Source organism: Pseudanabaena sp. PCC 9330, from assembly GCF_055795045.1.
In genome coordinates this window covers 107,706-131,533 of record NZ_JAYFES010000120.1, presented here as the reverse complement: position 1 = coordinate 131,533, position 23,828 = coordinate 107,706, and the positions used below count along the sequence as shown (strand labels likewise).

Annotated in this window: 20 protein-coding genes; 10 read left to right on the top strand and 10 right to left on the bottom strand. The window is 53.4% G+C overall.

What is annotated here, in order from left to right; translation table 11 throughout:
• Window positions 1–212 precede the first annotated feature (212 nt).
• Window positions 213–1,187: an O-fucosyltransferase family protein gene (locus AC0QKW_RS25465; protein WP_473153924.1), complete on the top strand. Its 975-nt coding sequence runs from the start codon at window positions 213–215 to the stop codon at window positions 1,185–1,187.
• Window positions 1,188–1,432: 245 nt separating this feature from the next.
• On the opposite strand, the gene AC0QKW_RS25460 is transcribed toward AC0QKW_RS25465, so the two are convergent.
• Complete coding sequence (locus AC0QKW_RS25460) at window positions 1,433–2,356, bottom strand: glycosyltransferase family 2 protein (RefSeq protein WP_473153923.1); 924 nt, start codon at window positions 2,354–2,356, stop codon at window positions 1,433–1,435.
• 81 nt (window positions 2,357–2,437) lie between these two features.
• Window positions 2,438–2,677, bottom strand: a complete 240-nt coding sequence (locus AC0QKW_RS25455) for a hypothetical protein (protein WP_473153922.1) — start codon at window positions 2,675–2,677, stop codon at window positions 2,438–2,440.
• 221 nt (window positions 2,678–2,898) lie between these two features.
• On the opposite strand from AC0QKW_RS25455, the gene fabG reads away from it, so the two are divergent.
• Window positions 2,899–3,657 carry a 3-oxoacyl-[acyl-carrier-protein] reductase gene (gene fabG / locus AC0QKW_RS25450; RefSeq protein ID WP_473153921.1) on the top strand — a complete coding sequence of 253 codons (759 nt, stop codon included), beginning with the start codon at window positions 2,899–2,901 and terminating at the stop codon, window positions 3,655–3,657.
• Window positions 3,658–3,725: 68 nt separating this feature from the next.
• On the opposite strand, the gene AC0QKW_RS25445 is transcribed toward fabG, so the two are convergent.
• Window positions 3,726–4,310: a DUF3611 family protein gene (locus tag AC0QKW_RS25445; protein ID WP_473153920.1), complete on the bottom strand. Its 585-nt coding sequence runs from the start codon at window positions 4,308–4,310 to the stop codon at window positions 3,726–3,728.
• 81 nt (window positions 4,311–4,391) lie between these two features.
• Between AC0QKW_RS25445 and AC0QKW_RS25440 the strand changes: the two genes are divergently transcribed.
• Window positions 4,392–5,801: a TldD/PmbA family protein gene (locus AC0QKW_RS25440; protein WP_473153919.1), complete on the top strand. Its 1,410-nt coding sequence runs from the start codon at window positions 4,392–4,394 to the stop codon at window positions 5,799–5,801.
• Window positions 5,794–6,321: a Uma2 family endonuclease gene (locus tag AC0QKW_RS25435; protein ID WP_473153918.1), complete on the top strand. Its 528-nt coding sequence runs from the start codon at window positions 5,794–5,796 to the stop codon at window positions 6,319–6,321. Before AC0QKW_RS25440 ends, AC0QKW_RS25435 begins: the two co-directional genes overlap by 8 nt.
• Here AC0QKW_RS25435 and AC0QKW_RS25430 read toward each other — a convergent pair.
• Window positions 6,305–8,530, bottom strand: a complete 2,226-nt coding sequence (locus AC0QKW_RS25430; RefSeq protein ID WP_473153917.1) for a two-component system response regulator — start codon at window positions 8,528–8,530, stop codon at window positions 6,305–6,307. The two genes, AC0QKW_RS25435 and AC0QKW_RS25430, sit on opposite strands and share 17 nt — an antisense overlap.
• Window positions 8,523–11,573: an ATP-binding protein gene (locus AC0QKW_RS25425; RefSeq protein WP_473153916.1), complete on the bottom strand. Its 3,051-nt coding sequence runs from the start codon at window positions 11,571–11,573 to the stop codon at window positions 8,523–8,525. Before AC0QKW_RS25425 ends, AC0QKW_RS25430 begins: the two co-directional genes overlap by 8 nt.
• A 750-nt stretch (window positions 11,574–12,323) precedes the next feature.
• Here AC0QKW_RS25425 and htpG point away from each other — a divergent pair.
• Window positions 12,324–14,300, top strand: coding sequence for a molecular chaperone HtpG (gene htpG, locus AC0QKW_RS25420; protein ID WP_473153915.1), 1,977 nt, complete (start codon window positions 12,324–12,326; stop codon window positions 14,298–14,300).
• Window positions 14,301–14,368: 68 nt separating this feature from the next.
• On the opposite strand, the gene AC0QKW_RS25415 is transcribed toward htpG, so the two are convergent.
• The 3 genes from AC0QKW_RS25415 to AC0QKW_RS25405 all read right to left on the bottom strand — a co-directional run bounded on the left by AC0QKW_RS25415 (window position 14,369) and on the right by AC0QKW_RS25405 (window position 15,335).
• A complete protein-coding gene (locus tag AC0QKW_RS25415; protein ID WP_473153914.1) occupies window positions 14,369–14,614 on the bottom strand; it encodes a type II toxin-antitoxin system HicA family toxin in 246 nt (81 codons plus the stop codon).
• Complete coding sequence (locus AC0QKW_RS25410) at window positions 14,611–14,817, bottom strand: 2-oxoisovalerate dehydrogenase (RefSeq protein WP_473153913.1); 207 nt, start codon at window positions 14,815–14,817, stop codon at window positions 14,611–14,613. Before AC0QKW_RS25410 ends, AC0QKW_RS25415 begins: the two co-directional genes overlap by 4 nt.
• 212 nt (window positions 14,818–15,029) lie before the next feature.
• Window positions 15,030–15,335 carry a hypothetical protein gene (locus tag AC0QKW_RS25405; RefSeq protein ID WP_473153912.1) on the bottom strand — a complete coding sequence of 102 codons (306 nt, stop codon included), beginning with the start codon at window positions 15,333–15,335 and terminating at the stop codon, window positions 15,030–15,032.
• 161 nt (window positions 15,336–15,496) lie between these two features.
• On the opposite strand from AC0QKW_RS25405, the gene AC0QKW_RS25400 reads away from it, so the two are divergent.
• Both AC0QKW_RS25400 and AC0QKW_RS25395 read left to right on the top strand, forming a co-directional pair.
• Complete coding sequence (locus AC0QKW_RS25400; RefSeq protein ID WP_473153911.1) at window positions 15,497–15,721, top strand: helix-turn-helix domain-containing protein; 225 nt, start codon at window positions 15,497–15,499, stop codon at window positions 15,719–15,721.
• Between the two features lie 202 nt (window positions 15,722–15,923).
• Window positions 15,924–16,466 carry a hypothetical protein gene (locus AC0QKW_RS25395; RefSeq protein WP_473153910.1) on the top strand — a complete coding sequence of 181 codons (543 nt, stop codon included), beginning with the start codon at window positions 15,924–15,926 and terminating at the stop codon, window positions 16,464–16,466.
• Window positions 16,467–16,597: 131 nt separating this feature from the next.
• Here AC0QKW_RS25395 and AC0QKW_RS25390 read toward each other — a convergent pair whose 3' ends face one another.
• Window positions 16,598–17,104 (bottom strand): hypothetical protein, encoded by a 507-nt coding sequence (locus AC0QKW_RS25390; RefSeq protein WP_473153909.1) that lies wholly within the window; start codon window positions 17,102–17,104, stop codon window positions 16,598–16,600.
• A 723-nt stretch (window positions 17,105–17,827) separates the two neighbouring features.
• Here AC0QKW_RS25390 and AC0QKW_RS25385 point away from each other — a divergent pair.
• Window positions 17,828–18,286 carry a hypothetical protein gene (locus tag AC0QKW_RS25385; RefSeq protein WP_473153908.1) on the top strand — a complete coding sequence of 153 codons (459 nt, stop codon included), beginning with the start codon at window positions 17,828–17,830 and terminating at the stop codon, window positions 18,284–18,286.
• 389 nt (window positions 18,287–18,675) lie between these two features.
• Here AC0QKW_RS25385 and AC0QKW_RS25380 read toward each other — a convergent pair whose 3' ends face one another.
• Window positions 18,676–19,929 carry a DEAD/DEAH box helicase gene (locus AC0QKW_RS25380; RefSeq protein ID WP_473153907.1) on the bottom strand — a complete coding sequence of 418 codons (1,254 nt, stop codon included), beginning with the start codon at window positions 19,927–19,929 and terminating at the stop codon, window positions 18,676–18,678.
• Between the two features lie 555 nt (window positions 19,930–20,484).
• Between AC0QKW_RS25380 and AC0QKW_RS25375 the strand changes: the two genes are divergently transcribed.
• Both AC0QKW_RS25375 and AC0QKW_RS25370 read left to right on the top strand, forming a co-directional pair.
• Entirely contained in the window at window positions 20,485–22,548 is a 2,064-nt protein-coding gene (locus tag AC0QKW_RS25375) for a diguanylate cyclase domain-containing protein (protein ID WP_473153906.1), read from the top strand.
• A 101-nt stretch (window positions 22,549–22,649) separates the two neighbouring features.
• Complete coding sequence (locus AC0QKW_RS25370) at window positions 22,650–23,801, top strand: cysteine desulfurase family protein (protein ID WP_473153905.1); 1,152 nt, start codon at window positions 22,650–22,652, stop codon at window positions 23,799–23,801.
• The last annotated feature ends 27 nt before the right edge of the window (window positions 23,802–23,828 follow it).

The following is a 23,828-nucleotide window of genomic DNA, read 5'->3' as shown; positions in this document are numbered from 1 at the left end:
ACACTGGCTTCTAAAGCAGTAATCAACGGCTAAAACACTTATTAGGCAAAGATCTCAGTTGGCTTGAGCCAATAGGTCTAACGTACTTATCTAGCTTGGCATTCAGACTTTCATCTCCGGTTAACAATCCAGCAGTCTAGTCCATCATTTTTGATATGATACATAAGAATTTTCGGTAATTCATAAATCGGTAGTGAATAGCCAAAGGTGAGATGCCTGCACAATCGCCCAAACAACTCCACTTAAAATACCAAACCAGCCAATGTATTTGGGTTGGTATTGGTCATCACTATGCAAACTTAGTGACTTTGTTGGCAGAAGCAAATTTTTTAGGCAGAACTGCTATTATCCCAAAGTTCACACTGACTGGAATCCACAACAATGGGAAAAGCATAGTTGTTTGTCCTTCTAAATACTTCTCCTTTGCGTCACTGGAGTCAGAAATTCAATTTCTATTTGAAGAGGAATGGAATCAAAAGCTTAAGGATTTTACTCCGACGACAAACAAAGTAGATGAATTCTTTCCAACGCAAGCACTAATGAAGTTGAGCCATGATCTGATCATTCGGGAATCTAGAAATGATGGAGGAATTTTCTCCAGCACCAGAAAATTAAATCCAGAAATTTCGGACAATCTTGACAAAATTCATCTTCTATTGAAGCCTAGTGATGAGGTTTTATCTCTAGCACACCCTATTATTAATGAGTTAAAAAACTTTGATGCAATTCATATTAGAAGAGGTGATATGCTTAAATTCGCCCAAAAAAGATGGTGGATTTATCCGGACTTTGACTATAGAACTCGGCCAGAAGGAATACGGGGTCGAGTTGCCACTTGGATTAAAGATGGCAGGACTGTTTATATCATGACAGATGAGAAAGAGGTTGGTTTTTTCTCACCTCTTGAAGAGTTCTACAAAATTGTTTTTTTCAGTGACTTCCCATCTTTAAAAGCCTTGAAAGACCAAGATAACTATCTGTTATTTTCAGTGGAGAAACTTATCTTCTCTCATGCCAACGTGCAGGTTTCGATGTACAACAGTTTGGTGTCAGGATCAGTGACTTTGAAACACTCACTACTTGACTATGGTAGACATGGTTCAACTTTTTTCTTGTCTCGATTTCCGGACATTATTTGTGAAAACTTTAGAGCTTTAAAATCATGGATAAGGACACTGGTTTCTTAGACAGTGATGAGTGACTAAAGGTTTCTCCTGCGAGGATCTCAGCCGATTTGAACTGAGAAGTCTAGAACACTTATTTAGATTGTCTTTCAGACCTTCATCCTCGGTTACCAGTCCAGCATCCAGCCTCCAAAAAACTGTCTGGGGTATTGATCTGATGTTCTTATCCTTAAATCTTGCCTCCTCTAAAGAAATTAGATAGGCACTGACTCTGAGTATAGCAAATATAAATATTTTTAGACAGAAACTTAGCTTCTATTAGAATTTTTCCCTAAGTTGAGCCAGATTTTCTCTAAAATGCTCAGATAGCGCACATAAAGCACTAGAAAAATAAGTTTTAATCGGTGAGAAAACTTTATTTCCGATCGCCTGAACACGGTGACGATAAAGTCTATGGGTGGATTCAGATCATCAAACAATAGTCTGAAAAACATCTTTTGCCGCTGAATAAACCCACGCTTAGGTTGAACAAACCGGTCAAATACTCCTCCAGACAGCCTTACTGTTCGCATTTGGAGCTCATTTAAGAATCGGCGTGCCGGATGATCTACCTGTACGTCGGGTGCGTAGGTTTGAACAAATCCCGCTTTATATATGCGCTCACCCCATTCTATGTCGCCGGTAGACTTGAGGCTGACATCAAAATTGCCCACACGATCAATGATATGGCGCCATGTCAAAACGTTGGCCGTTGCTCCTCCATGTAAATTCTTTAGCAGATGATCTTGACGAAAAGCGGTTAGACTTTCGTAGAGTTCTACGGTTGTAGGATGATCTGGCTGAGCAAAAAATAAGTTTACTTTGCCAACAACATACCCACATTCAGGTATTTTACATAGGTGAGCAACGCCTAGCTCTAGCCAGTTTTGGTGAGGGATACAGTCTGCGTCTGTAAACGCAATGATCTCGCCCTTTGCCAACGCAATGCCTTTATTGCGTGCAGCGTAAGAGCTTGGCACTGCTTCGTGAGCCAAAACTACATTTTCATAATCTTCTACCAGCTTCCTAACCGCTTCCACGTCGCTAGAGCCATTGTCGACCACAATAACTTCAAACCTAGATCTGTCGTAGGTTTGAAGGTTTAAAGCTTGCAGACATTTTCCTAGCTTATCCCCATCATTGAGCACCGGAATAATGACCGAGGCAAAAGGATTTTTAGACGTTTGAGTCACAGTGAACATCCTAAATGCAGCGCCTTAGCCGTAGGGTGGGAAGTCCACACCATCTCTATATCTGTACCATTCGCTATCCCATTACACCTCTCGCACCTCCTCCGGCACTGGCAGCCGCACCATCACTGGGCTGGCTAGGGTCGGCCCCTCGGTTGACATCTCCAGGTTAGCCCTAGGGTTGGCCAATAGCACCGAGCCATCGGGTTTACCAATTTGCAGATCGGCGATCGCATCTTGGTAAACCCGCTTCTCAATCGCAACCCGATGGTGGGGGCGCAGCTGTGGCCCTAGCATCGGCGGTCGCCACCAGCAGCTGGTCATAAAGCTCCAGTGACTCTAAATACGGATCCATTTCAGGAAACGGCCACGGCATGATTTGCTTCTCCCAGCGATCGCCCCCCAGGGGCGCACAGGCTCCATCTATGCTATCGACAATTTACCTAGGGCAGACATATTGGTCTGCCCCACACATGCCGCCATCCCCACCTGCCCCCATTTTGTGCTACAAAAATTGGGCAAATTCTGCCGAGCGAGGTCACCCTATGAGCGCATCAACCCTACCCCTAGATGGCCAGGTAGCGGTAGTTACAGGGGCCTCGCGAGGCATTGGTCGGGCGATCGCGATCGCCCTGGCGGCTGCCGGTGCCCAGGTGGTGGTCAACTATGCCCAGTCGAGCACCGCCGCTGAGGAAGTGGTGGCCCAAATTGTGGCCGAGGGCGGCCATGCGATCGCACTCCAAGCCGATGTTTCTCAGGCTGACCAAGTCGATGCGTTGATCAACGGCACCGTAGAGCAACTGGGCCGGGTCGATATTTTGGTCAACAATGCTGGCATTACCCGCGACACCCTGCTGCTGCGCATGAAGCCCGAAGACTGGCAGGCGGTGATCGACCTCAACCTGACCGGTGTATTTCTCTGCACCCGCGCTGTGGCCAAGCTCATGCTCAAGCAGCGATCGGGCCGTATTATTAACATTGCCTCGGTGGCAGGGCAGATGGGCAACCCCGGCCAGGCCAACTACAGCGCCGCCAAAGCCGGGGTGATTGGCTTTACCAAAACCGTGGCCAAAGAGCTAGCCAGCCGGGGGGTGACCGCCAACGCCGTTGCCCCCGGCTTCATCGCCACCGACATGACTGGCGATCTGCCCAACACCGACGATATTCTCAAGTACATTCCCCTGGGGCGATTTGGCCAGCCCGAAGACATTGCCGGTATGGTTAGGTTTCTCGCCGCCGACCCAGCCGCAGCCTACATTACCGGCCAGGTGTTTAACGTCGATGGCGGCATGGTGATGGCCTAAACTCAAAATCCCCGCCTCGGAGGGGCAGGGGTGGGTCTACACCGTACAGCTTGCATCGTGCCCCTCCCCTACGCTCGATTCACCGTTCTTAACAACCATAGAGTCGCCGATAGCGAGACAAAGTGGGCCAGCAGAGTATTGGTGTTGGCCTGCACCACAAAAATATCAAACGCTTCGACATACTGATTGATGTTGCCGGGCACAAAGACGGTTCCCCCCTGGGGCTGAGCGAGAGCCTTGCCGAGCAGTGTGCCAATTAGGGCCTGGCTACCAAACAGAGTAATCAGCATACCCGCCATGCTAACGGCAATGCCCAGACGCAGGGCCTGGAGGGCATCTTTGGGGCTAGGCCGTTTGGCGCTATCGCGGCCGCGCAGCCGTCGCCCAATGCGGGTATAGCGAAAGGCCCAAAAGGCGCTAAAGTAAACGGCTATCAACCCCAGGCCAGCAAACAATAGCCCCACGCCAGTGCCAGGGTTGCCCCCCCCGGCCCCCGATCGCGCGGTTAGATTAATGCTGGCAAACAGCAGCACCAGGCTCGAAATAGCTGCTAGCACTATTTGCACCCAAAAGCTGACCCAGCCCACTACCCGAAAGGAGCCTGAAATTCGCCGCACGGCGGGGGGAAGGGTGTAGTCAAAATCTGTAGTCATATTTGTGTTTTAGCCTTGATTTTAACCTGGGGTCAGGGGCTTCTGAATGATACATTTGGGGAAACCGCAGGGGGCGCGAGCATGACAGAGGCGATCGAGCAGGCAAAGACCCGGCTGCAAGAGCTGTGCGATCGCTGGGGGCCAAGGGTTGACTATCTGGCGATTCGCCTAGAGCAGTCGGAGGGCACCGATATTTTGTTGCGGGGGGGTAAAGTCGAGACCCTGAGTGAGGCGATCGCCATCGGTGGCCATGTGCGGGCCTGCTACCGAGGCGGCTGGGGCTTTGCCAGCTTTAACGATCTAGAGAGCCTGGCTCCCTGTGTCGAAGCGGCGGTGCAGGCAGCTCGCCTGGTGGGTGACGATGAAACCGTGCTAGCCCCCATCGATGTGATCCAGGTGACTCGCCGTCTACCCTTCACCGGCAGTGATCCGCGATCGATTCCTTTGGCGCGCAAAAAGGCACTCTGTAGCCACTACGCCGATCTGTTGCAGGGGGGCGATCGCCGTATTGCCACCACCTCTGTGCGCTACGCCGACGTGGCCCAGCGGGTGTTGCTGGCCACCTCCGAAGGCACCCTGATCGACCAGGCCTGGTCAGATATGGAAATGCGCTTTGCCGCCACCGCCCGTAACGGCGACACGGTACAGACTGGCCGCGAGACCACCGGCTCTCGCCAGGCCTACGAAGACCTAGAAAACCTCGACAGCCACGTGCTGGGGGCGACCCAGCGGGCCGTTGATGCCCTCGATCTGCCCCCGGTGCGCGGCGGCACCTACGACGTGGTGATCGACCCCATTCTCACCGGGTTGTTTGTGCACGAGGCCTTTGGCCACCTGTCAGAGGCCGACATGGCCTACGAAAACCCCGACCTGCTGGAGTCGATGAGCATGGGGCGGCGGTTTGGCCCCGAGAGTCTGCAAATTTTCGATGGTGCCGCCCCCCAGGGCCACCGGGGCAGCTACTTCTATGATGACGAAGGCACCCCCGCCACCACCACTCAGCTGATTGAGAATGGGGTCTTAGTCGGGCGACTGCACTCCCGCGAGACGGCAGGCAAACTGGGCGAGCAGCCCACCGGCAATGCCCGCTGCCTCAACTACCACTACTCACCCCTGGTACGCATGACCAACACCTGGATTGAACGCGGCACCACCCCGGTTGGCGACCTGTTTGCCGATATCAAAGAAGGCGTCTACGCCCGCAACTGGCTAGAGGGCATGACCAACGGTGAAATGTTTACCTTTACCGCTGGTGAAGCCTGGATGATTCGCAACGGCAGGCTGGCGGAGCCGGTGCGCGATGTCACCCTGTCGGGCAATGTGTTTCGCACCCTGGCCGACATCGAGGCGATCGGCGACGATTTCTACTGGGATGAGTCGGGGGGCTGCGGCAAGGGCGGTCAAAACGGTCTGCCCGTAGGCTGCGGTGGCCCCAGTCTGCGCATTCGCAATGTAGTGGTGGGGGGCGAGGCCGACGAGGCATATGAGTGATAGCTCGGTAAACCAAAGCCGCATTTTGCGCAATCTGATGCGTCTGATGGATGTGACCTGCGGCTACAGCCTCTACGAAGTGCTGCCCAAGGGAGTGCAGGTGTGGCTACCCGACGAGCATCGAGGTATCTACCCCGACCTGATCGTGGTGGCTGGTGCGCCGCTGCTCTACGATGGCCGAGAAGATAAGGTCATCAACCCCTGCATAATCTTTGAAATTCTCTCAGAGCCGACTTCCGGCCACCCCCCCCAGGTCGATACGCTGCCCGATAGTCAAAGGCTGGCCAAAGGCCAACACAGCGGCATGTTTCGCCGTTGTCGAGGTATTCCCTACCTGCAAGAGTATGTGTTTGTGCACCAGACCGAGGCGCGGGTAGAGCAGTTTTACCGAACTGAGGCCGATCGTTGGGGGCTCACGACCCAGTCTGGCCTCGATCGGGTGGTAGAGCTCACCATCACCAATGCTCGCCTGCCGATGATGGATATCTATGAACGGGTTGACTTTAGCCTGCTGGTTTAACCACGTGGGTCTGCAAATACTGGGTAGCGGCCTCCAGCGGCAGGGGCTGGGCAAATATGTAGCCCTGGGCGGCCTCACAACCCAGCTGAAGCAGCTGATTGAGCTGCCAGTCGGTTTCAACCCCTTCGGCAATACAGTTCATCTCAAGATTGTGGGCGAGGTCAATGATGGCCTGCACGATACCCCTCTGGTTTTGACCCATCTGGTTGACAAAGGAGCGATCGATTTTGAGGGTCTGCACTGAAAATTGGCTGAGATACCGCAGGGAAGAGTAGCCGGTGCCAAAGTCATCAATGCTGAGCTGTATACCTCGGCGTCTAATCTCGGCTAGGGTATGGGCGATACTCTCAGACTGCTCTAACAAGATCCGCTCGGTGATCTCAAATTTGAGATAGTGCCCCTGCACGCCGGTTGCAGCTAGCACTTGATCGACCGTGGCGATAAACTCTGGGTCGCGAAACTGCCGACCTGACACATTTACACTCACCTGAAATGGGTTGGCCAGATGGTTGGCCTCCAGGTGGTGGGCGTCAATCCACTGGCGAATGGCCATGCAGACCTGCCTGAAAATTTGGCTGCCAATGGGTTTGATGAGCCCAGTATCTTCGGCAAGATCGATGAAGTGTCCGGGCATGATCAGCCCCTGCATGGGGTGCTGCCAGCGGGCTAGGGCCTCAAACCCCAGCAGCAACTTGCCGGCCAAAGAGACTATCGGCTGGTAGTAGACGATAAACTCCTGCTGTTGAATGGCCCGGCGCAAGTCGTTTTCGAGGTTGAGCAGGGCGATCGCCTCTTGGTACATCTCTAGGCCAAAAATTTCGTAGCGGTTGCGTCCGGCATCTTTAGCGCGGTAGAGGGCGATATCGACATCTCTAAACACCTCGTCGCTGGTGGTGTAGTGGCTATCGCCCATCAAAATGCCAATGCTGGCAGCGGTAAAGATAATTTTGCCATCGATGGTGATGGGGGTTTCTAGGACAGCTCTGATGCGATCGGCCACCTGAATAATTTCTTTAATGTCGTGAATGCGATCGAGAAAAATGACAAATTCATCGCCACCCCAGCGCGACACCATATCAATATCGCGGATGCAGGTATTTAACAAATTGGCGACCGCTTGCAGCAGTTTGTCGCCGACTAAATGGCCCAGGCTGTCATTAACTGCTTTAAATCGATCTAGGTCGATCATCAGCATGCCAAATTGGTGGGTGCCGTAGCGGTTGCACTGTAGCAGCTCCAGCTCTAGACGCTTGCTTAACCACTCCCGGTTGGGCAGGTCAGTGAGGGGATCGTGCAAGGCATCATGGCGGAGCTTGCTCTCAATTTCAACCCGACGGCTCACATCTCGGGAGCTAGTCACCATGCCAGTGATCTCGTTCGCCTCGTTGATGACGGGTCTGGCTACGGTTTCGACCCAGATGTAGTGATCGTCCTGGCACTTAAACCGATAGCAGCTAGTGATTGACTCTGTTGTTTTAACAGGTGCTTGAAAGCATAGCTGAACACCCTGAATATCGTCGGGGTGGCAGAAGTCTTCTAGCTGTTTGCCAATCAGATCGTCGGGGGAATAACCCAACATCGCCTGGGCCGAGGGGCTGACGTACAAAAGCTGCCCCTGGGTATTGTGAAAGCAGACCAAATCACCCATATTTTCGGTGATCAGGCGATAGCGAATTTCACTGTTGCGCAGGTCTTGCTCGACCCGCTGGCGCACTTGCATCTCGGCCTGAAGTGATTTATTGGTGGCGTCTAGGGCATTGGTGCGCTCTAGCACCTGCTGTTCAAGATCTTGGTTAAACTTTTGCAGCTGCTGCTGAGCCTGGCGGAGGCTAATTTGGGTGTTTACCCGAGCCATGACTTCTACCAGCTTAAAGGGCTTAGTGATGTAGTCAACTCCGCCACTGGAAAAAGCTTTGACCTTGTCTAGGGTCTCGTCTAAGGCACTAATAAAAATAACGGGAATGTCGCGGGTGGCGGCATCTGCCTTGAGGGTCTGGCAAATGGTGTAGCCATCCATGTCGGGCAGCATGATGTCGAGCAAAATCAGATCGATTGGGGTAGATCGGGCGACCGTTAAGGCCATCATGCCAGTCAAAACACCTCGGGTTTCGTAGCCTTGCCCTACTAGCTCCCGCGTCAAGAGATGTACATTGTCGGGAATATCATCGACCACTAGGATCGTCGGTGGCGGGACATGACGTTCACTCATCGTCGCGGCAGGTGAGAAGAATAACTTTGTCAAACTGGAAGTTGACTACCCAGCTTTGTAGAATTTGACGAAGGTCGGCTTGGTCGGGCGGCAGTGCCTCTAACAGATGGAGGAGGGTGGTTTGGTCGGCCTGGGTGGCCGACTTGTGTAGGCGATCGCGCCATGCCTGAGGCATCATATCTAGGCTACCCGCTGGCAACTCTACCGCGACAGGGGCTACAGGCGGGCTCAGCGGCTCAGCATAGATAAACTCTACCCCCAGATGCTGCACTAGTTTGTCTACAATGACGGATTGCTGAAACGGTTTGCGAATAAAGTCGTCGCAGCCGGCGGAGAGCACCAGCGATTTTTCTTCGTCAAAGACGCTGGCGGTGAGGGCAATGATGGCGGTGGCCTGGCCCTGCATCTGGGTCTTGATCTGGCGGGTGGCCTCGTAACCATCCATCACTGGCATGCGCATATCCATCCAGATCAGGTGGGGCTGCCAGGTCTGCCACAGGGCGATCGCCTCTCGACCATTGCAGGCTTCGCGCACCTCAAACCCTAGACTGGTCAAAAACTGTGTCAGCAGCAGCCGATTGCTGGGCTGGTCATCCACCACCAACAGCCGATAGGCGGGCTGGTCGGCAGCCAACCCGAGGGCATGACGGGCCTGGATGAGCGGAGCCAACTGCTCAACCGTGGCCTCTTGCACGGGCACTACCACGCTAAAGGTAGCCCCCTGCCCCAGCTGGCTGCTGACCTCAATGGTGCCACCCATTAGCTTGACAAACTGATCGCTAATGCGCAGCCCCAGCCCAGTGCCCTCATGGCTCGCCCGCCCCGCCTCGGTTTGCAAAAACGCCTGAAATAGCAGCCCTAGCTCCTCAGGGGCAATACCGGGGCCAGAGTCTACCACCTCAAACCATAGCCAGTGGCCCCGATCGGCAGGGTCACCCCGCCTCACCCGCAGGGTGACATGCCCCACCTCGGTAAATTTAATCGCGTTGTTAAGCAGATTCATCAGCACCTGGCGCAGCTTGCGCTCATCGGCCTGAATGAACGGCGGCAGACTGGCCCCTCGCTCCACGGTAAACTTGAGCCCCTTACCGATCGCTCGCGGCGCAAACAGTCCCTCTAGACCAGTCAAAAAGTCGGAGAGGCTAAAGGCCGTTTTGTTGAGCGTCATGCGCCCAGCCTCAATCTTGGCCAAGTCGAGCACATCGTTAATCAGCTCTAGCAGGTGCTCGCCGCTGCTTTTGATCAGATCGAGCTCGGACTGATGGGGCACCAGGGTCGGGTCGCGACGCAGCAGTTCGGTAAAGCCCAAGATGGCGCTGAGGGGCGTGCGTAGCTCGTGGCTCATGTTGGCCAAAAAATCACTCTTAGCCTGGTTGGCCACCTCAGCCTTTTGCTTGGCCTGCTGGAGTTCTTGAAACTTTTGGGTCAGGATGGTGGCCATCTGCTGAAAGTTTTGCACCAGCGATCGCAGCTCCAGCACCGGGCTACTGGGCCATTGGATAACCTGCTGCTCTTGCACCTGGGTGGGCAGGTTGGTGGTCATCACCCCCAGATCTACCAGCGGCCTGACAAACCGGCGGCTAAGCCAGGCGGCGATCGCCAGCGCCAGCCCGGTTACCACCATCAAAATCAGCAAATCTCGGGTGTGCTCTTGCTGCACCTTATGGACCTGGGGCTGGGCCGCCGCCTCAACCACCAGCCGCCACTCTGGGATAGCAGACAGGGGCAACTCTTGCACAAAGCGTGAATTGCGCCAGCGCACGGCGTACACAGGGCTACCGGTGCTCGGCAGCCAGTGGTAAGAGGTTTCGCCCAAAGGCACCATCTGACCGGTTTGGCGCAGGTCAAAGGCTGTGTTCACGGCTCGCTCTGGATCAGTACTGATCACCACCTGGTGGTTTTGGTCAATTAGAGTCACCCGAAAGTTGAGTGCTGTGGCAGTGTCAGTGAGCAGCCTCTGTAACGGAACCAGATCGATTTCACCCCATACTCGGCCCAGCATTTGACCCTGGCTGAGAATGGGCTGGCTCAGCAGAATGCTGCTGCCTGCCTGGGTAGCATCCCCTAAGCGATCGCGCGATACCGAAGGATTGAAACTGTCAGCAGCATTGGCTAAGGGCAGTTGAAAAGGATGATCGGCTCCATGGCCACTGGCGGCCTGGGCGACGATCTCGTTGGCACCGTTGGTCACTGCCAAATGCTGAAAATCAGGAGTCAGCGCTTGAATAGTGGCGATCTGGGCCTGCAGCTGAGTCTGGTTTTGGATAGACAGCGGAGAGCCTGTATTCGCTGCAATCGTCGCCAGAGTTTCTATGGCTCGCCCATGGCGGGCATACCAGATCTCCAGACGGGTAGCCAGGGGCTGAGAAAATAGGTTGAGGTGAACTTGCTCCTCGGTAACGATATCGGCCACTACCCCATGGCTGGCCTGGGCCATCAAAATCAGCGTGGGGAAAAAGGCCGCTGCCACCAGCAGGTTAAACAACGTCTGCTGTAGCGACAGTGCACTGGCGGCCTGGGGCCGCCCCAACCAGCGGTAGATGGGCGTATAGGCGATCAGCAGGCTGGCCACCAACGCATTAAAGATGCCGTTGACCCCCTGCTTAAGCATGATGATCTGGGTTTGATTGGGGTCTACCCCCAGCATCTGCTGGTAAAACAGCCACCCTAGCGGCATGCCGATCAGCACCCAGTAAAGGGCATTAATCAACACCAGGTTGCGTCGATGATGACGAGCATAAAAGCCCGCCACAAACAAAAACTCGGCAGCAAAGATCACAATGGCGTAGGCATGGTTCCAGAGAAAGTAAGTAACACTAGCAGACACGATCGCCGCCGCTGCACCCCACCGTACCCCATAAAAGCTAAGCACAATCCACACGGCGATCGTGCCAAAGAGAAAGTCAATGTGAAAAAAGAATGACCAGCGAAAATAGTTACCCAAAACGCCCAACATCAGTAGGACAATTAATCCCAGGAGACTCTGGCGGTTAACGAGTGATCGAGACTGGGGCGATCGACCATCTAAAGTGTTGTTCATCATCCCTAATTGTTCAAACCGATTATGGGTAGGGGCTCTACCAGTCTTCGCCTAATCATCTACATTCTGCACTCTTAATGCACAAATTTTAGGCAATGCTTACCCTTTGGCCAGTCGAACGTAGCCATCTTATAGACCTAGGGTTCCCAGGCGTGGGTAAAACCCCCATCAACAAAAGAACTTAACCTGCCTACACCGATAAACATCTTCAAGTGAATATTGCTTGAGCCTTAAAAGCATATACCATTACATTTCTCAACCTGTTCGGCCCGTTCCTGCACTCAGGCAATCATTCAAATGTCATAAAAATTATCTCGACAAAGTTCTTATGGCCTCCCAATTATCTAGGCCATAAGCCCTAAGAATAGCGAATGTCTAACGCGACTAAACCCGGCCTAAAACAGATGTTTAAACTGTAAAAAATAATCTTCATTACGCCTATTCGACTTCATTATTTTAACAATTTAAATAGCCAAATTTGGCAGTGCGGGGGCATCTAGAATTACACTTAACACCTTCCCTGAGGTGTTAAGGTCAGTTGTGCCACTGCGGCATGGCAGCAGGGCAATCGGCAGTGCCTCACCCTAATGTGACGCGACTGCTAAGCAGTGGGTAGCAGTCCAAACTTGATCACTTGCCTACCCAGGCAGTAGGGTCAACCGAACCTGTCGGTACAGAAATCGCCGCTTGTGGATTTCGCCTTCTGCGTTGAGAATTGCATAAAATCACTAGCTGAATCACCACTGCACCGCCATGACGACGATTCTGGAACAGGGCAATATCTCGATCCATACCGAGAATATTTTTCCAATCATTAAAAAAGCGCTCTACTCTGAGCACGAGATCTTTCTGCGCGAGCTGGTCTCCAACGCCGTTGACGCTATCAAAAAGCTCTCCATGGTGGCGCGATCGGGCGAATACTCCGGCGATACCAGTAACCCCGAAATCGAAATCAAGTTCGACAAAGACAAGAAAACCCTCAGCATTGCCGACACCGGCATCGGCATGACCGCTGACGAGGTGAAGCAGTACATCAACCAGGTGGCCTTCTCTAGCGCCGAAGAATTTATCACTAAGTACAAAGACAGCGCTGCCGCCGACCCGATCATCGGCCACTTTGGTTTGGGCTTTTACTCATCGTTCATGGTGGCCAGCATCGTTGAGATCGACACCCTCTCCTATAAAGAGGGGGCCGAAGCGGTGCACTGGAGCTGCGACGGCTCGACCCAGTTTGAGCTGAGCGCCTCGGAGCGCAGCACCGTCGGCACCACCATCACCCTCACCCTGATGGAGGGCGAAGAAGAATACCTGGAACCGGCCCGCATTCGGCAGTTGATCAAAACCTACTGCGACTTCATGCCGGTGCCGATCAAGATCGACGGCGAGGTGATCAACAAGCACGAAGCCCCCTGGAAGCAGTCGCCCAGCAGCCTCACCGACGAAGACTATCTAGAGTTCTACCGCTACCTGTATCCCTTCCAGGAAGACCCGCTGCTGTGGATTCACCTGAATACCGACTACCCCTTTGTGGTCAACGGCATTCTCTACTTCCCCAAGCTCAAGCCCGACATCGACATCACTAAGAGCAGCATTAAGCTCTACTGCAACCAGGTCTTCGTCACCGACAACTGCGAAGAGGTGGTGCCCCGCTTTCTGCTGCCCCTGCGCGGCGTGATCGACAGCACCGACATTCCGCTGAACGTCAGCCGGAGCTTTTTGCAGGGCGATCGCACCGTGCGCCGCATCGCCGACTATATCGCCAAGAAAGTCGGCGACAGCCTCAAAGCGCTGTATCGCGACGACCCTGCCAAGTACATCGCCAGCTGGCAAGATCTGGGCAACTTCGTCAAGTTTGGCTCTCTCAACGACGATAAGTTCAAAGAGCAGGTCAAAGACATCCTGATCTTCCGCACCACCGCTAAGCTGGGCGCAGCGGAAGCGCCCAAAGTGGAAGTGCAAACCGACGAAGGCGACGCCTGGTCGGAAGTGTCTGACGCCGCCAAGCCCGCCACCGACGCCAAGGGCAATTTCTACACCACCCTGAGTGAGTACCTGGAGCGCAACAAAGACAAGCACGAAAACCGTGTTTTCTACGCCACTGACGAAGTCTCCCAGGCCACCTACATCGAGCTGTTTAAGAGCCAGGGCCTCGAAGTGCTGTCCATGGATTCGTTCATCGATACCCACTTCATTCCCACCCTAGAGCGGGAGTATTCGGACGTTAAGTTTGTGCGGGTGGATGCCGACCTCGACGACACCCTGCTGGACAAAGAGCAGCAGAGCGAAATCGTCGACCCCGCCACCAACAAAACCCGCGACGACCAGATCAAGGAGATGTTTGAGCAGGCGATCGCCCGCCCCCGCGTCAACGTCAAACCCCAGGCGCTCAAGGGCGAGGGCGCGCCCCCGGCCATGGTGCTGCTGCCCGAAGAAGCCCGCCGCATGCAGGAAACCATGGCAATGATTCAGCAGCAGGAGATGACGTTCCCCGATGACCACGTGCTGATGGTGAACACGGCCCACCCGCTGATTCAAAACCTGTTGGGTCTGAGTCAGAGCACGATCATTGGGGCCGACGGCGGCAGCTCACCCGCTGGCGATATGGCGACGATGATCTGTAACCAGATCTACGACACGGCGCTGATGGCTCAAAAGGGCTTTGATGCCGATGGCATGAAGACCTTTGTGGAGCGGTCTAATACGCTTCTGACCAAATTAACGGAGCGGTAGAACACTCCTTCTGTAGCTAGATCCCAGGGTTCTTGAAGAACCCTGGGATCTCTTTTTTATGAGGAATTTCACTTTGAAAAAAGCTGATCAATCACCTCTTCGCGGCTGGTATCAAAGTGTTCTGCAACATCTCTCAGGATGGCGTTGAGCGTACCAATTTTGATCGGGCTATGGTTGGGTACCGTGATGTGGTGCACTCCGTTTTCCTCAGTAGTCAGGCGCAGATGACTACCGGTTTGGCGATCGATACGGTAACCGAGCTTTGCCAGGGCCTTGGCAAGTTGCTGCCCGGTCAAGTCTCGGGGCAGTCTCATGAGGCAATGACTTCTTCTTTGACAATGTGCAAGCGAATTAGTTTAGGCCGAACGCCTTCGTCAAAGTGGCACTGCACGGCATCTCTTACCATTGCCCGCAGTTCTATGAGATCTTCGGCCTGGGTAAATATAGACTCACCTAAAGCCTGAGCACTATAGCCGCCTTCAGGATCTTCTTCTACAAGAAAAATGATTTCGGTCATTGTCTATGCTTTCTCAAGGTTTGTCAGTGGGTGGGGCTGGGTAAGGTGGAGTGCTTCTTGCTATTAGTGTAGCCGGAGGCCAGGAAACAGAGCCTACCCAGGTTTTTTGGTGGCACTGACTTAGCCGTAGTCAGATAGGCAGTAGCTAGATCCCAGGATTCTTGAAGAATCCTGAGATCTTTTAGCATTTGCAGGCTAGACCTCGGCCATTCTCACTCTTGCTCGAACAGGGTCATGCGTTTGGTTAGTATGCGCATGACTTCGTTGGGGTTTACGGTGGGCAACGATCGCGACCACTCTTCGGGGCGGGCATAGCCCATGCGATACAGGGTAATCACACAACCGTTGACCACAGGGGGAGATCCGATCGCGAGCAGTCGCAAAATGTCGGGTAAGGGCTGGTCTCGCAGATCGATCAGGGGCTGCTGAGGGGCGGGGCCGGGCAGAAAGGCGGCTAGATCTGGGATAAGTAGGCGATCGCTTTGTCTTGTCTCTGGCATCATGGGTTTTAGCTCCATAGTGAGTTGCCCAGTCCTGAAGTTTTCGAGGCCGAAGGACTGGGCTTTAAGTTTGGCAAGGGCGGTACACCAGATAGCGAACCACCACGCCACCACTATCATCGCACGATAGCAATCATCCAGTGAAAGTATCTGCTCCGTGAGGGTGATACTTTCATGGCATGGGCATAGTCAACACCATCGCCGAATTTGCAAAGGCTCAGGGCTGCAAGAATGCTTATGAGTTCTGGAAGATCACAGGTTTGTCGCAGCCAACTGTTTATCGGCTCTATAACAACCCAAATGCTTTTCCCTCTAAGGAAACCCAGGATGCGATCTGTAAGGCCTTTAATGCCCAGCCTGGGGACTTCTTACGTTATGTTCCAGATGGTAATGAGGAGGAATAGAGCTAATGTTAACAGGGTAACACTGCCTTAATTAGAAGGCATGCCAATACTTAGGGATATAGTGGGCACGAGTTGGCACCGTTTGCCCATCATATGGGTGGTGAAGGTGGGGGTCTAAGTTAGACTCCTACTTAAAAAAGAAAAGATATGCTTACTCTTCATTTTCTTAAGAAGTCAACTAAACAATAGTCTCAACGATGCTATGGAACCCACTTTTCAATGGCCTATTCAGTGGCTATTCGGACCAAATACAGAGAAATTAGACGCCATTGATCTAGATGAAAATGGTGAACTTGATGACGCGATGAAAAAATTAGATTGGAAGAAATTATATTATCTTAGAGGATGGGAAAATTCATGCTGGCAAAATTTAGAATACAATATTCCTAATGAGCCTGGAATATATGTTGTAGCTCATGAAGAGGAAAAACCCCCTTTATATGTAGGGATGTCAGAAAATCTAAGGACAAGAATTCTTAACCCAAAGCATCATAAAATTCCAAAAATCTTAGAAATTTATTCTCGAGAGACAGGATTTCCCATACACTATGATCCAAGTCGTGTCGAATACGAAATTATCGTTTTCTGGAAAGTAGTTGAAAAGCCTTATTACAATAGATCCTTAATCAAAACGTTAATTTGGTATGAGGCACTAGCTATTGGTATGCTGTGCCCACTCATGCAAGGCAACATAGAAGATGTAGACCGTCAAGAGTGGTCTATTGGGACAAAATACTTTACCTAACTTCTTGGCTAGAGCCCGTTTTAGATGAGTAATAGTCTGGGTAAAACAAGGTTCAACCTAACGTTTCAAAGCTCCAAAAAAAGTTTTTTAGTCATGCCAAAGTGCCGTTCAGCCTGCGTTTTTCTGCTAAATTATAGGCCTTGATCGCGAATGAAATTTTGATATAGAACTTTCTTATCAATAAAATGTGTAGTCGCCATGGCTCTTGTATTAATACCTGTAGAGCTTAATATAATTACCGATTCTTCTGGATTAAGATATCTTATCAACGACAGAAAAGACAATATCTTTGCTAGCTCTTCAAAGTCCGGATCGGTGTTAGGTTGCTTTGGTATAACAAGATAAAAAGAGAAAGCATTGATGAACACAAATCTAACAATATAGCTTTTAAGCAGTAATCTCGGTATATTTATACGGCCACAGCGTAACATTGCAGGAAAAAGCTGACTTAATATTTTGCCTTGATCTATATTGCCTTCATGTTCAGGCGATGGCTCAGTTATATCTACAAAAATAGCTATATCAATTGGCTCTTGATTGACCCCTAAAATTACTCCAGAAAATTTTTGCAGAACCTCATCTTGATCGCCAGAACATCGAGAAGAATTATAGGAAATCTTTAAGAGCCAACGCGCCAAGAGTCTCCAATCATAGTTGAATTTTATGATTTCATTTTTGTCCGGAAAGTGACAAAAATATGTGTCGTACAGCTTGCAGATATAGTTGTCAAGTAAGGACAATCCTCCATTATTGCAGAAGGTGCAAACATCAGATATCATCAGTTCTCCAGGAAACACCTTCTTGGCTTTTTCAGAGTATCTTGCAACATAGGATGGAGTTTTTTTGATAAGGCACTTTGGCCATATGTGTTCCTTGGTAAGCTTCTTTCTCTTTTCTCCACAATAAGCACAATTTCTTGTCATTATTTAGCTGATATTTTCTAAGGAAAAGAGTTGACTCGAACAAAAACGAAAATCTACTTTAAATGATAAGAAATTAGTAGGTAGTAGGTTGGGCATAAAAGGTGAAGGCCAATACGAAAATCAATTTTGTTGGGCTCTGTGATCGCCTCACCTCACTTAGGGCTACTCATTCTCATGTCAGCTTAATAGGATAGAAACGGCTTCCATGGTCGTGGCTTGTTATACCTGCAAACATTATGGCACTGTTGATTCAGAGGGGCATCTTTCGGCCTCAACCGTGGGTTAAGAGGGTAAGCAACACGTTGCCATCGGGCCAAATCTACCTTTGCGCCGCTGTGGTGCGATCGCACCCATGGGCGATCGCTCAAAAACTTTGAGATAATCACTATATCTCTGGTAAACCCTAGCTGCAGCAAGTTCTCCAACCTGTTCTTCAAGATGACCGATCGCACTTGGCAGAAGGTTACCGGCACCGTAGAGCGCGGTCACGGGGTAGCCTCTGGGACTGCTTTAGATAGCCCGTATTCGGCTAGCACCATTGCAATGCAAACGCCTTTCTTCAAGGCTTTAGGCTTAGATCTGTCAGGCTACTTTACAGGAACCCTCAACATTTCCATTAGTCCCAGCACCTTTCAACTCACCAATCCTGAACTCACCTTTCACCAGGTCGAGTGGACCGATCGCCACCCTCCCGAAGACTTCTCATTCTCTCGCTGCCGAGTTTTATTTCAAGGCTCAACCTACAACAGCTGGATATATTATCCTCACCCAGAGACCAAAAAACGAAATTTTCAGGCTCCATCTACCGTTGAAATTATTGCGCCCAAAATATCCAGAATAGATTACAGCGATCGCGTCGAGCTTGAGTACAATCCCAGGGAAGTCGCCGTCCATTAGCAGCTGCTTTTAATCGTTTCCAGACAGAGAGTAGAAACGCCCCAGCAGCGCTCCGGCACTGGTCTCTTAAGAGGAGATAGCTATCTACAACCCCTGCTGAACAAGGGCTGTAGACAATTAGCCCTAAACCTCTGAACGTGCTTGCTAGGCAAGGCTTCAGCCATCTACCACCTGTTAGCAGACCAGTGCCAATTCACCGGGTCGCCTCTGCTCGTTATAGATCTAAAAGAGAATCGCCGGGTTCTGACAGAACCCGGCGACCTTAAAGCGTTTTCAGAAGACTGTAAGCAGGGAGAGTGCAGCCTCTCATCTACGGAGATTATTTGGGAGACCGCTTACCCCTTGGCTGACACAAGCTGAAAACTCATGCCTGGCGCACCAGACTCAATCTAGCCTCGGGCTTCGGCCCGACGGGGAGCCCGAGGGCTATCACCAGTGCGTCGTCGGGGGCGTTGACGGCGGGCTTTGGTAGGTGCGCCGACGGTTCGCACTCTCGTGGTATCGGACGAAAAAGAGGGCTCGTAGCCCGCTACTACATCCTGGGTGATCGGTTGCTTCAGCATCCGTTCAATGCTGATGAGCAGTGGCAGCTCGTCGTCGCTAATCAGCGAGATGGCGCGGCCTTCATTGCCGGCGCGACCGGTGCGGCCAATGCGGTGTACGTAGTCTTCGGGCACATTGGGCAGCTCAAAGTTGACTACGTAGGGCAGTTGATCAATGTCAATGCCTCGGGAGGCGACATCGGTGGCCACCAGCACCCGCACGCGGCCCTGTTTGAAGTCTTTGAGGGCACGGGCGCGAGCAGCCTGGGTCTTGTTGCCGTGGATGGCGGCAGTTTTGAGGCCATCCTTGGCCAATTGCTCAGCTAGGCGGTTAGCGCCGTGCTTGGTGCGGGTAAACACCAGCACCTGCTGCCAGTTGTGAAAGCCAATGATGTGGGACAGCAATTCCCGCTTGCGGTGGCGATCAACGGGGTGCACCACCTGCTCTACCCGCTCGGCGGTGGTGTTGCGGGGGGCCACCTCGATCTGCACGGGCGACTTTAGCAGGGTGTGGGCCAACTGCTGAATGGGCTTGGAGAAGGTGGCCGAGAACATCAAGGTCTGGCGCTCGTCGGGTAGACGGCCCATGATTTTGCGGATGTCGTGGATGAAGCCCATGTCGAGCATGCGATCGCACTCATCGAGCACCAAAATCTCAACGGCGCTCAGGTCAACGGTGCCCTGGCTAACGTGGTCGAGCAGTCGCCCCGGCGTAGCAATGAGAATATCGACACCCTGGCGCAGTTGACGAGCCTGACCGCCAAAGCTGACGCCGCCGTAGACCATCGCCGCGCGAAAAGGCATGTGCTTGCCATAGGTGATCACACTCTCGCCCACCTGAGCCGCCAGCTCGCGGGTGGGGGTGAGCACTAGGGCACGAGGAATACGCTTGCCCGTGGTTTTAGTCTCTGCCAACCGCTGGAGCAGGGGCAGGGTAAAGCCAGCGGTTTTACCGGTGCCCGTCTGGGCGCTAGCCAAAATATCTTGACCCTGAAGAATCGCAGGGATCGCCTGCGCCTGAATGGGCGTAGGCTCAGTGTAGCCCTGGTCAGAAACAGCGCGAAGTAAACCGGCCGTGAGACCGAGTTGATCAAATGTCATGAAGTTGTAGCTCCGAGTGGTGCCCCTACCCCAAATCAAGTACCTGGGCCCAGTCTAAGAGCAGTGAATGGTTTCAAAAGAATGGCTGGTAAGCAAATTCCGTTGGTCAGCACAGACCGGATGGCCGACGAAACTACATCGTAACAGATAAAATCGACAAGTCTTAGTTTGGCCCTTGGGGCAGCTCATCCCAACGGCGTTTTGTAGTCATCTTTATAGATGCGCCAGTTTATAGATGCGCCAGTGGCAGGGCTAAGCGACCATGTCCCGGAGGTCAGAACTGTCACGGGGCTATCTTGGCCGAGTTCCGTGGCCTCACTCAGCTTTCTAAGGCTACTATCTTTTAGGCTGTAGGGGGGTTTACATTAGTTGATAATTGGTGTGCAGTGTAAGCATTAAGTGCTCTCTGGCAGCTTGTACGTCTCTTCTGTGTGTTTTTGTCTCTAAGTCTGGCTCCAGACAAATAACGAGTTGAGGCATGCCTCCGCCGTGAGGGCTGACACAGCTTTGTCAATAAAGCTAGTACCAACACATATCTCTATAGCTGTCTGAGGTATGACGCGTAAATCCTCTCCACAACCAGACATCAGTCAGACGCAGATCTTAGAGGCGGTAGCCGCAGTCTGCGATGCGGCGGCTCTTGCCCAAGACTTGGAGACCTTTCTACAGCGAGTCGTTGATACCCTACGGCACCTGCTCAAAACCGATCGGGTGGTAATTTACCGCTTTTTGCCTAACGACGACGGGGTGATTGCTGCCGAGTCGGTAGGGGCTCCATGGCAACTCCTGCGAGGTGAGCTGATCTACGATCCCTGCTTTGCTGGCGGTTGGGGCGATCGCTATCGACAAGGGCACGTGGGCATGATCGCAGACGTTGGACAGAGCGATCTAGAACCCTGCTACGCCGACCTGCTCACTCGGCTCCAGGTGCAGGCCAATCTCGTCGTGCCAGTTTTCTCTGGTGCCAATCTCTGGGCACTGCTGATCGCCCACCACTGCGGCAGCCCGCGCCCATGGCACCGCTCAAACCTGAGTTTGCTCCAGCATGTGGCCCGTCAGCTGGGCCAGGGGGTTTATCAAAATGAGCTGCAAGCCCAGATACTAGAGCTGAGGCGGCAGGTAGCCCAGAGGCCGACCGACCATCAGCCGGCACCACTGGTTCAGCTGTTTACCGAGCATGTCGAGCAAATCCTTTTCGTTCGCGACGCTGTTTCAGGGCAGTTTCTCTATATCAGTGCGGCCTACGATCGCATCTGGGGCGAGTCTCGATCGGCTCTCTACGACGATCCGGGTCGATGGCTTGAGCACATCCATCCTGACGATCTAGCTGCGGTGCAAAGCTCTGTGACGCAGCAGTTTGACGGGCAGCCAGTGCAGCGCCAATATCGCATTGTGCGCCCCGACGGCGAGGTGCGTTGGATTCAGGCCCAGGTGCGACCCGTCGAAGATGACCACCAGCAGATCCGCTACCTGGTAGGCTGGGCCGAAGACTGCACCGATCGCAAACAGCTCCAGCTCGATCTTCAGAATGCCGAAGTGACCCTGAGCAACCGGGTCGATCAAGAACAACTGCTGCGCACCCTCACGGCGCGAGTGCGTGAAAGTCTAGATTTAAACACCATCCTAAACGCCACTGTCGCAGGTATTAAAACGGTCTTTAAGGCCGATCGCGCTGTGATCTTTCAAATTTTATCCAACGGCGATCGGCGTATTGTGCAGCAGGCGACTGGGGCAGGCTATAGCTCTATTGTCGAGACCAGCATTCCCCCTGGGCCACTGCCAGACCGCTACCTACAGCAGCTTCGGGCCGGGCAGCCGCTCATCCTCAACAGCATTGCTGCTGACATGTGGCCCCCGACGATCGCCACCTTTTTAGCCGGTTTGCAGGTCAAGTCGGCCCTAGTGGCCCCCATTGTGCATCCCTTCGGGACTGATGAGCCACCAGTGTGGGGCATTTTGGTGGTGCATGCCTGTGGCGCACACCGCCGATGGCAGCCCTTTGAGGCCAACATGCTGCAACACTTTGCCGATCAGCTCACCACAGCCTTACACCAGGCCGAGCTCTACCGTCAGCTGCAAGCTGTCAACCAGGAGCTAGACCGCATCGCCAAAATAGACAGCCTGACCCAGTTGGCCAACCGTCGCTGGCTTGATAACTATCTCGCTCAGGAGTGGCAGCGACTAGCCCGGCAGCGCCAGCCCCTCAGCGTGCTTTTGGCTGATGTTGATTTTTTTAAGCCCTACAACGATACCTACGGCCACGCCGCTGGCGATCAGTGCCTGGCTCAGATTGCCAGCGCCATTCGCGCAGGGGTGCGTCGCCCCGCTGACTTGGCCGCTCGCTACGGCGGCGAAGAGTTTGCCTTGGTACTGCCCAACACCGACGAAGCTGGAGCTATTCGCGTCGTGCAGATGGTGCAGCATCAGCTCAGCCGCTTTGCCATCCCCCACGGAGCGAGCCCCAGTGGGCCGATATTGACCCTCAGCTTTGGCATCGCGACGGCGATACCCACCCCAGTACGCTTGCCAGAGAGTCTGCTCCAGGCCGCCGACCAGGCTCTCTACGCAGCCAAAGCCGATGGCCGCAATCAGTATCGAGTGTTTAGGGGTGAGCTATAAAGTTCTCTGCGGTACTGCCTGTAGAATCGGTTAGGCCATGGGCAGCAACCGGCGCAGCCCAGCCAGATTAAAAAACAAGTGACTGGGGAGAGGCACAGGGCATGGGATACCGGCCAATTTATCTAGACTGCCAGGCCACCACCCCAGTCGACCCACGGGTGGTCGAGGCGATGGTGCCCTTTTTCACCGACCACTTTGGCAACCCTGGCAGCCTTACCCACGCCTACGGCTGGGAGGCCGAGGCGGCGGTGACCCAGTCGCGAGCAGCCCTGGCCGCCGCCATCAACGCCAGCCCTGAAGAGATTATCTTTACCAGCGGGGCCACCGAGGCCAACAACCTGGCGATTAAGGGCGTTGCCGAAGCTTGTTTTAGCCGGGGGCGGCACCTGATCACGGTGCAGACTGAGCACAGCGCCGTGCTCGCCCCCTGCCGGTATCTAGAGTCGCTGGGGTTTGAGGTCACCTATCTGCCGGTGCAGCCCGATGGCCTCATCGATCTAGATCAGCTAGAAAAAGCCTTTCGTGACGATACCGTGCTGGTGTCGGTAATGGCAGCTAACAATGAAATTGGTGTGCTGCAACCCCTAGCCGAGATCGGGGCACGATGCCGCGATCGCAGAGTCTTTTTTCACAGCGACGCCGCCCAGGCGATCGGCAAAATACTCCTCGATGTCGAGGCCATGCCGATCGATCTGCTGTCGCTGACCGCCCACAAGGTCTATGGCCCCAAGGGCATTGGGGCGCTCTACGTGCGACGCCGACCAAGGGTACCATTGGCGGCTCAGATCCACGGCGGTGGGCAAGAGCGGGGGCTGCGATCGGGCACCCTGTATCCGCCGCAGATCGTCGGCTTTGCCAAGGCAGTAGATCTGGGCCTAGGGGAAATGACAGCGGAGGGCGATCGCCTGACAGCCCTCCGACAGCGGCTGTGGCAGGGTTTGCACCCCCTGGGCGGCTTGCACCTCAATGGCCACCCCACCCAGCGCTTACCCGGCAACCTCAATCTCAGCGTCGAAGGCGTCGATGGTCAGGCGTTGCTGCTGGGGCTGCGGAGCACGGTGGCCCTTTCGTCGGGGTCGGCTTGTAGCGCGGCTAGCACTGCACCATCCTTTGTGCTCAAGGCGCTGGGTCGATCAGACGAGCTAGCCTATGCCTCGCTGCGCTTTGGACTGGGGCGCTTCACCACCGAGACTGAGATCGATCAGGTAGTGGACGCGGTGACCGCGACAGTGCAGGCCCTACGCCAGAGGTGATCGGGAGTCTGTTGCCCCTGGGGTCCT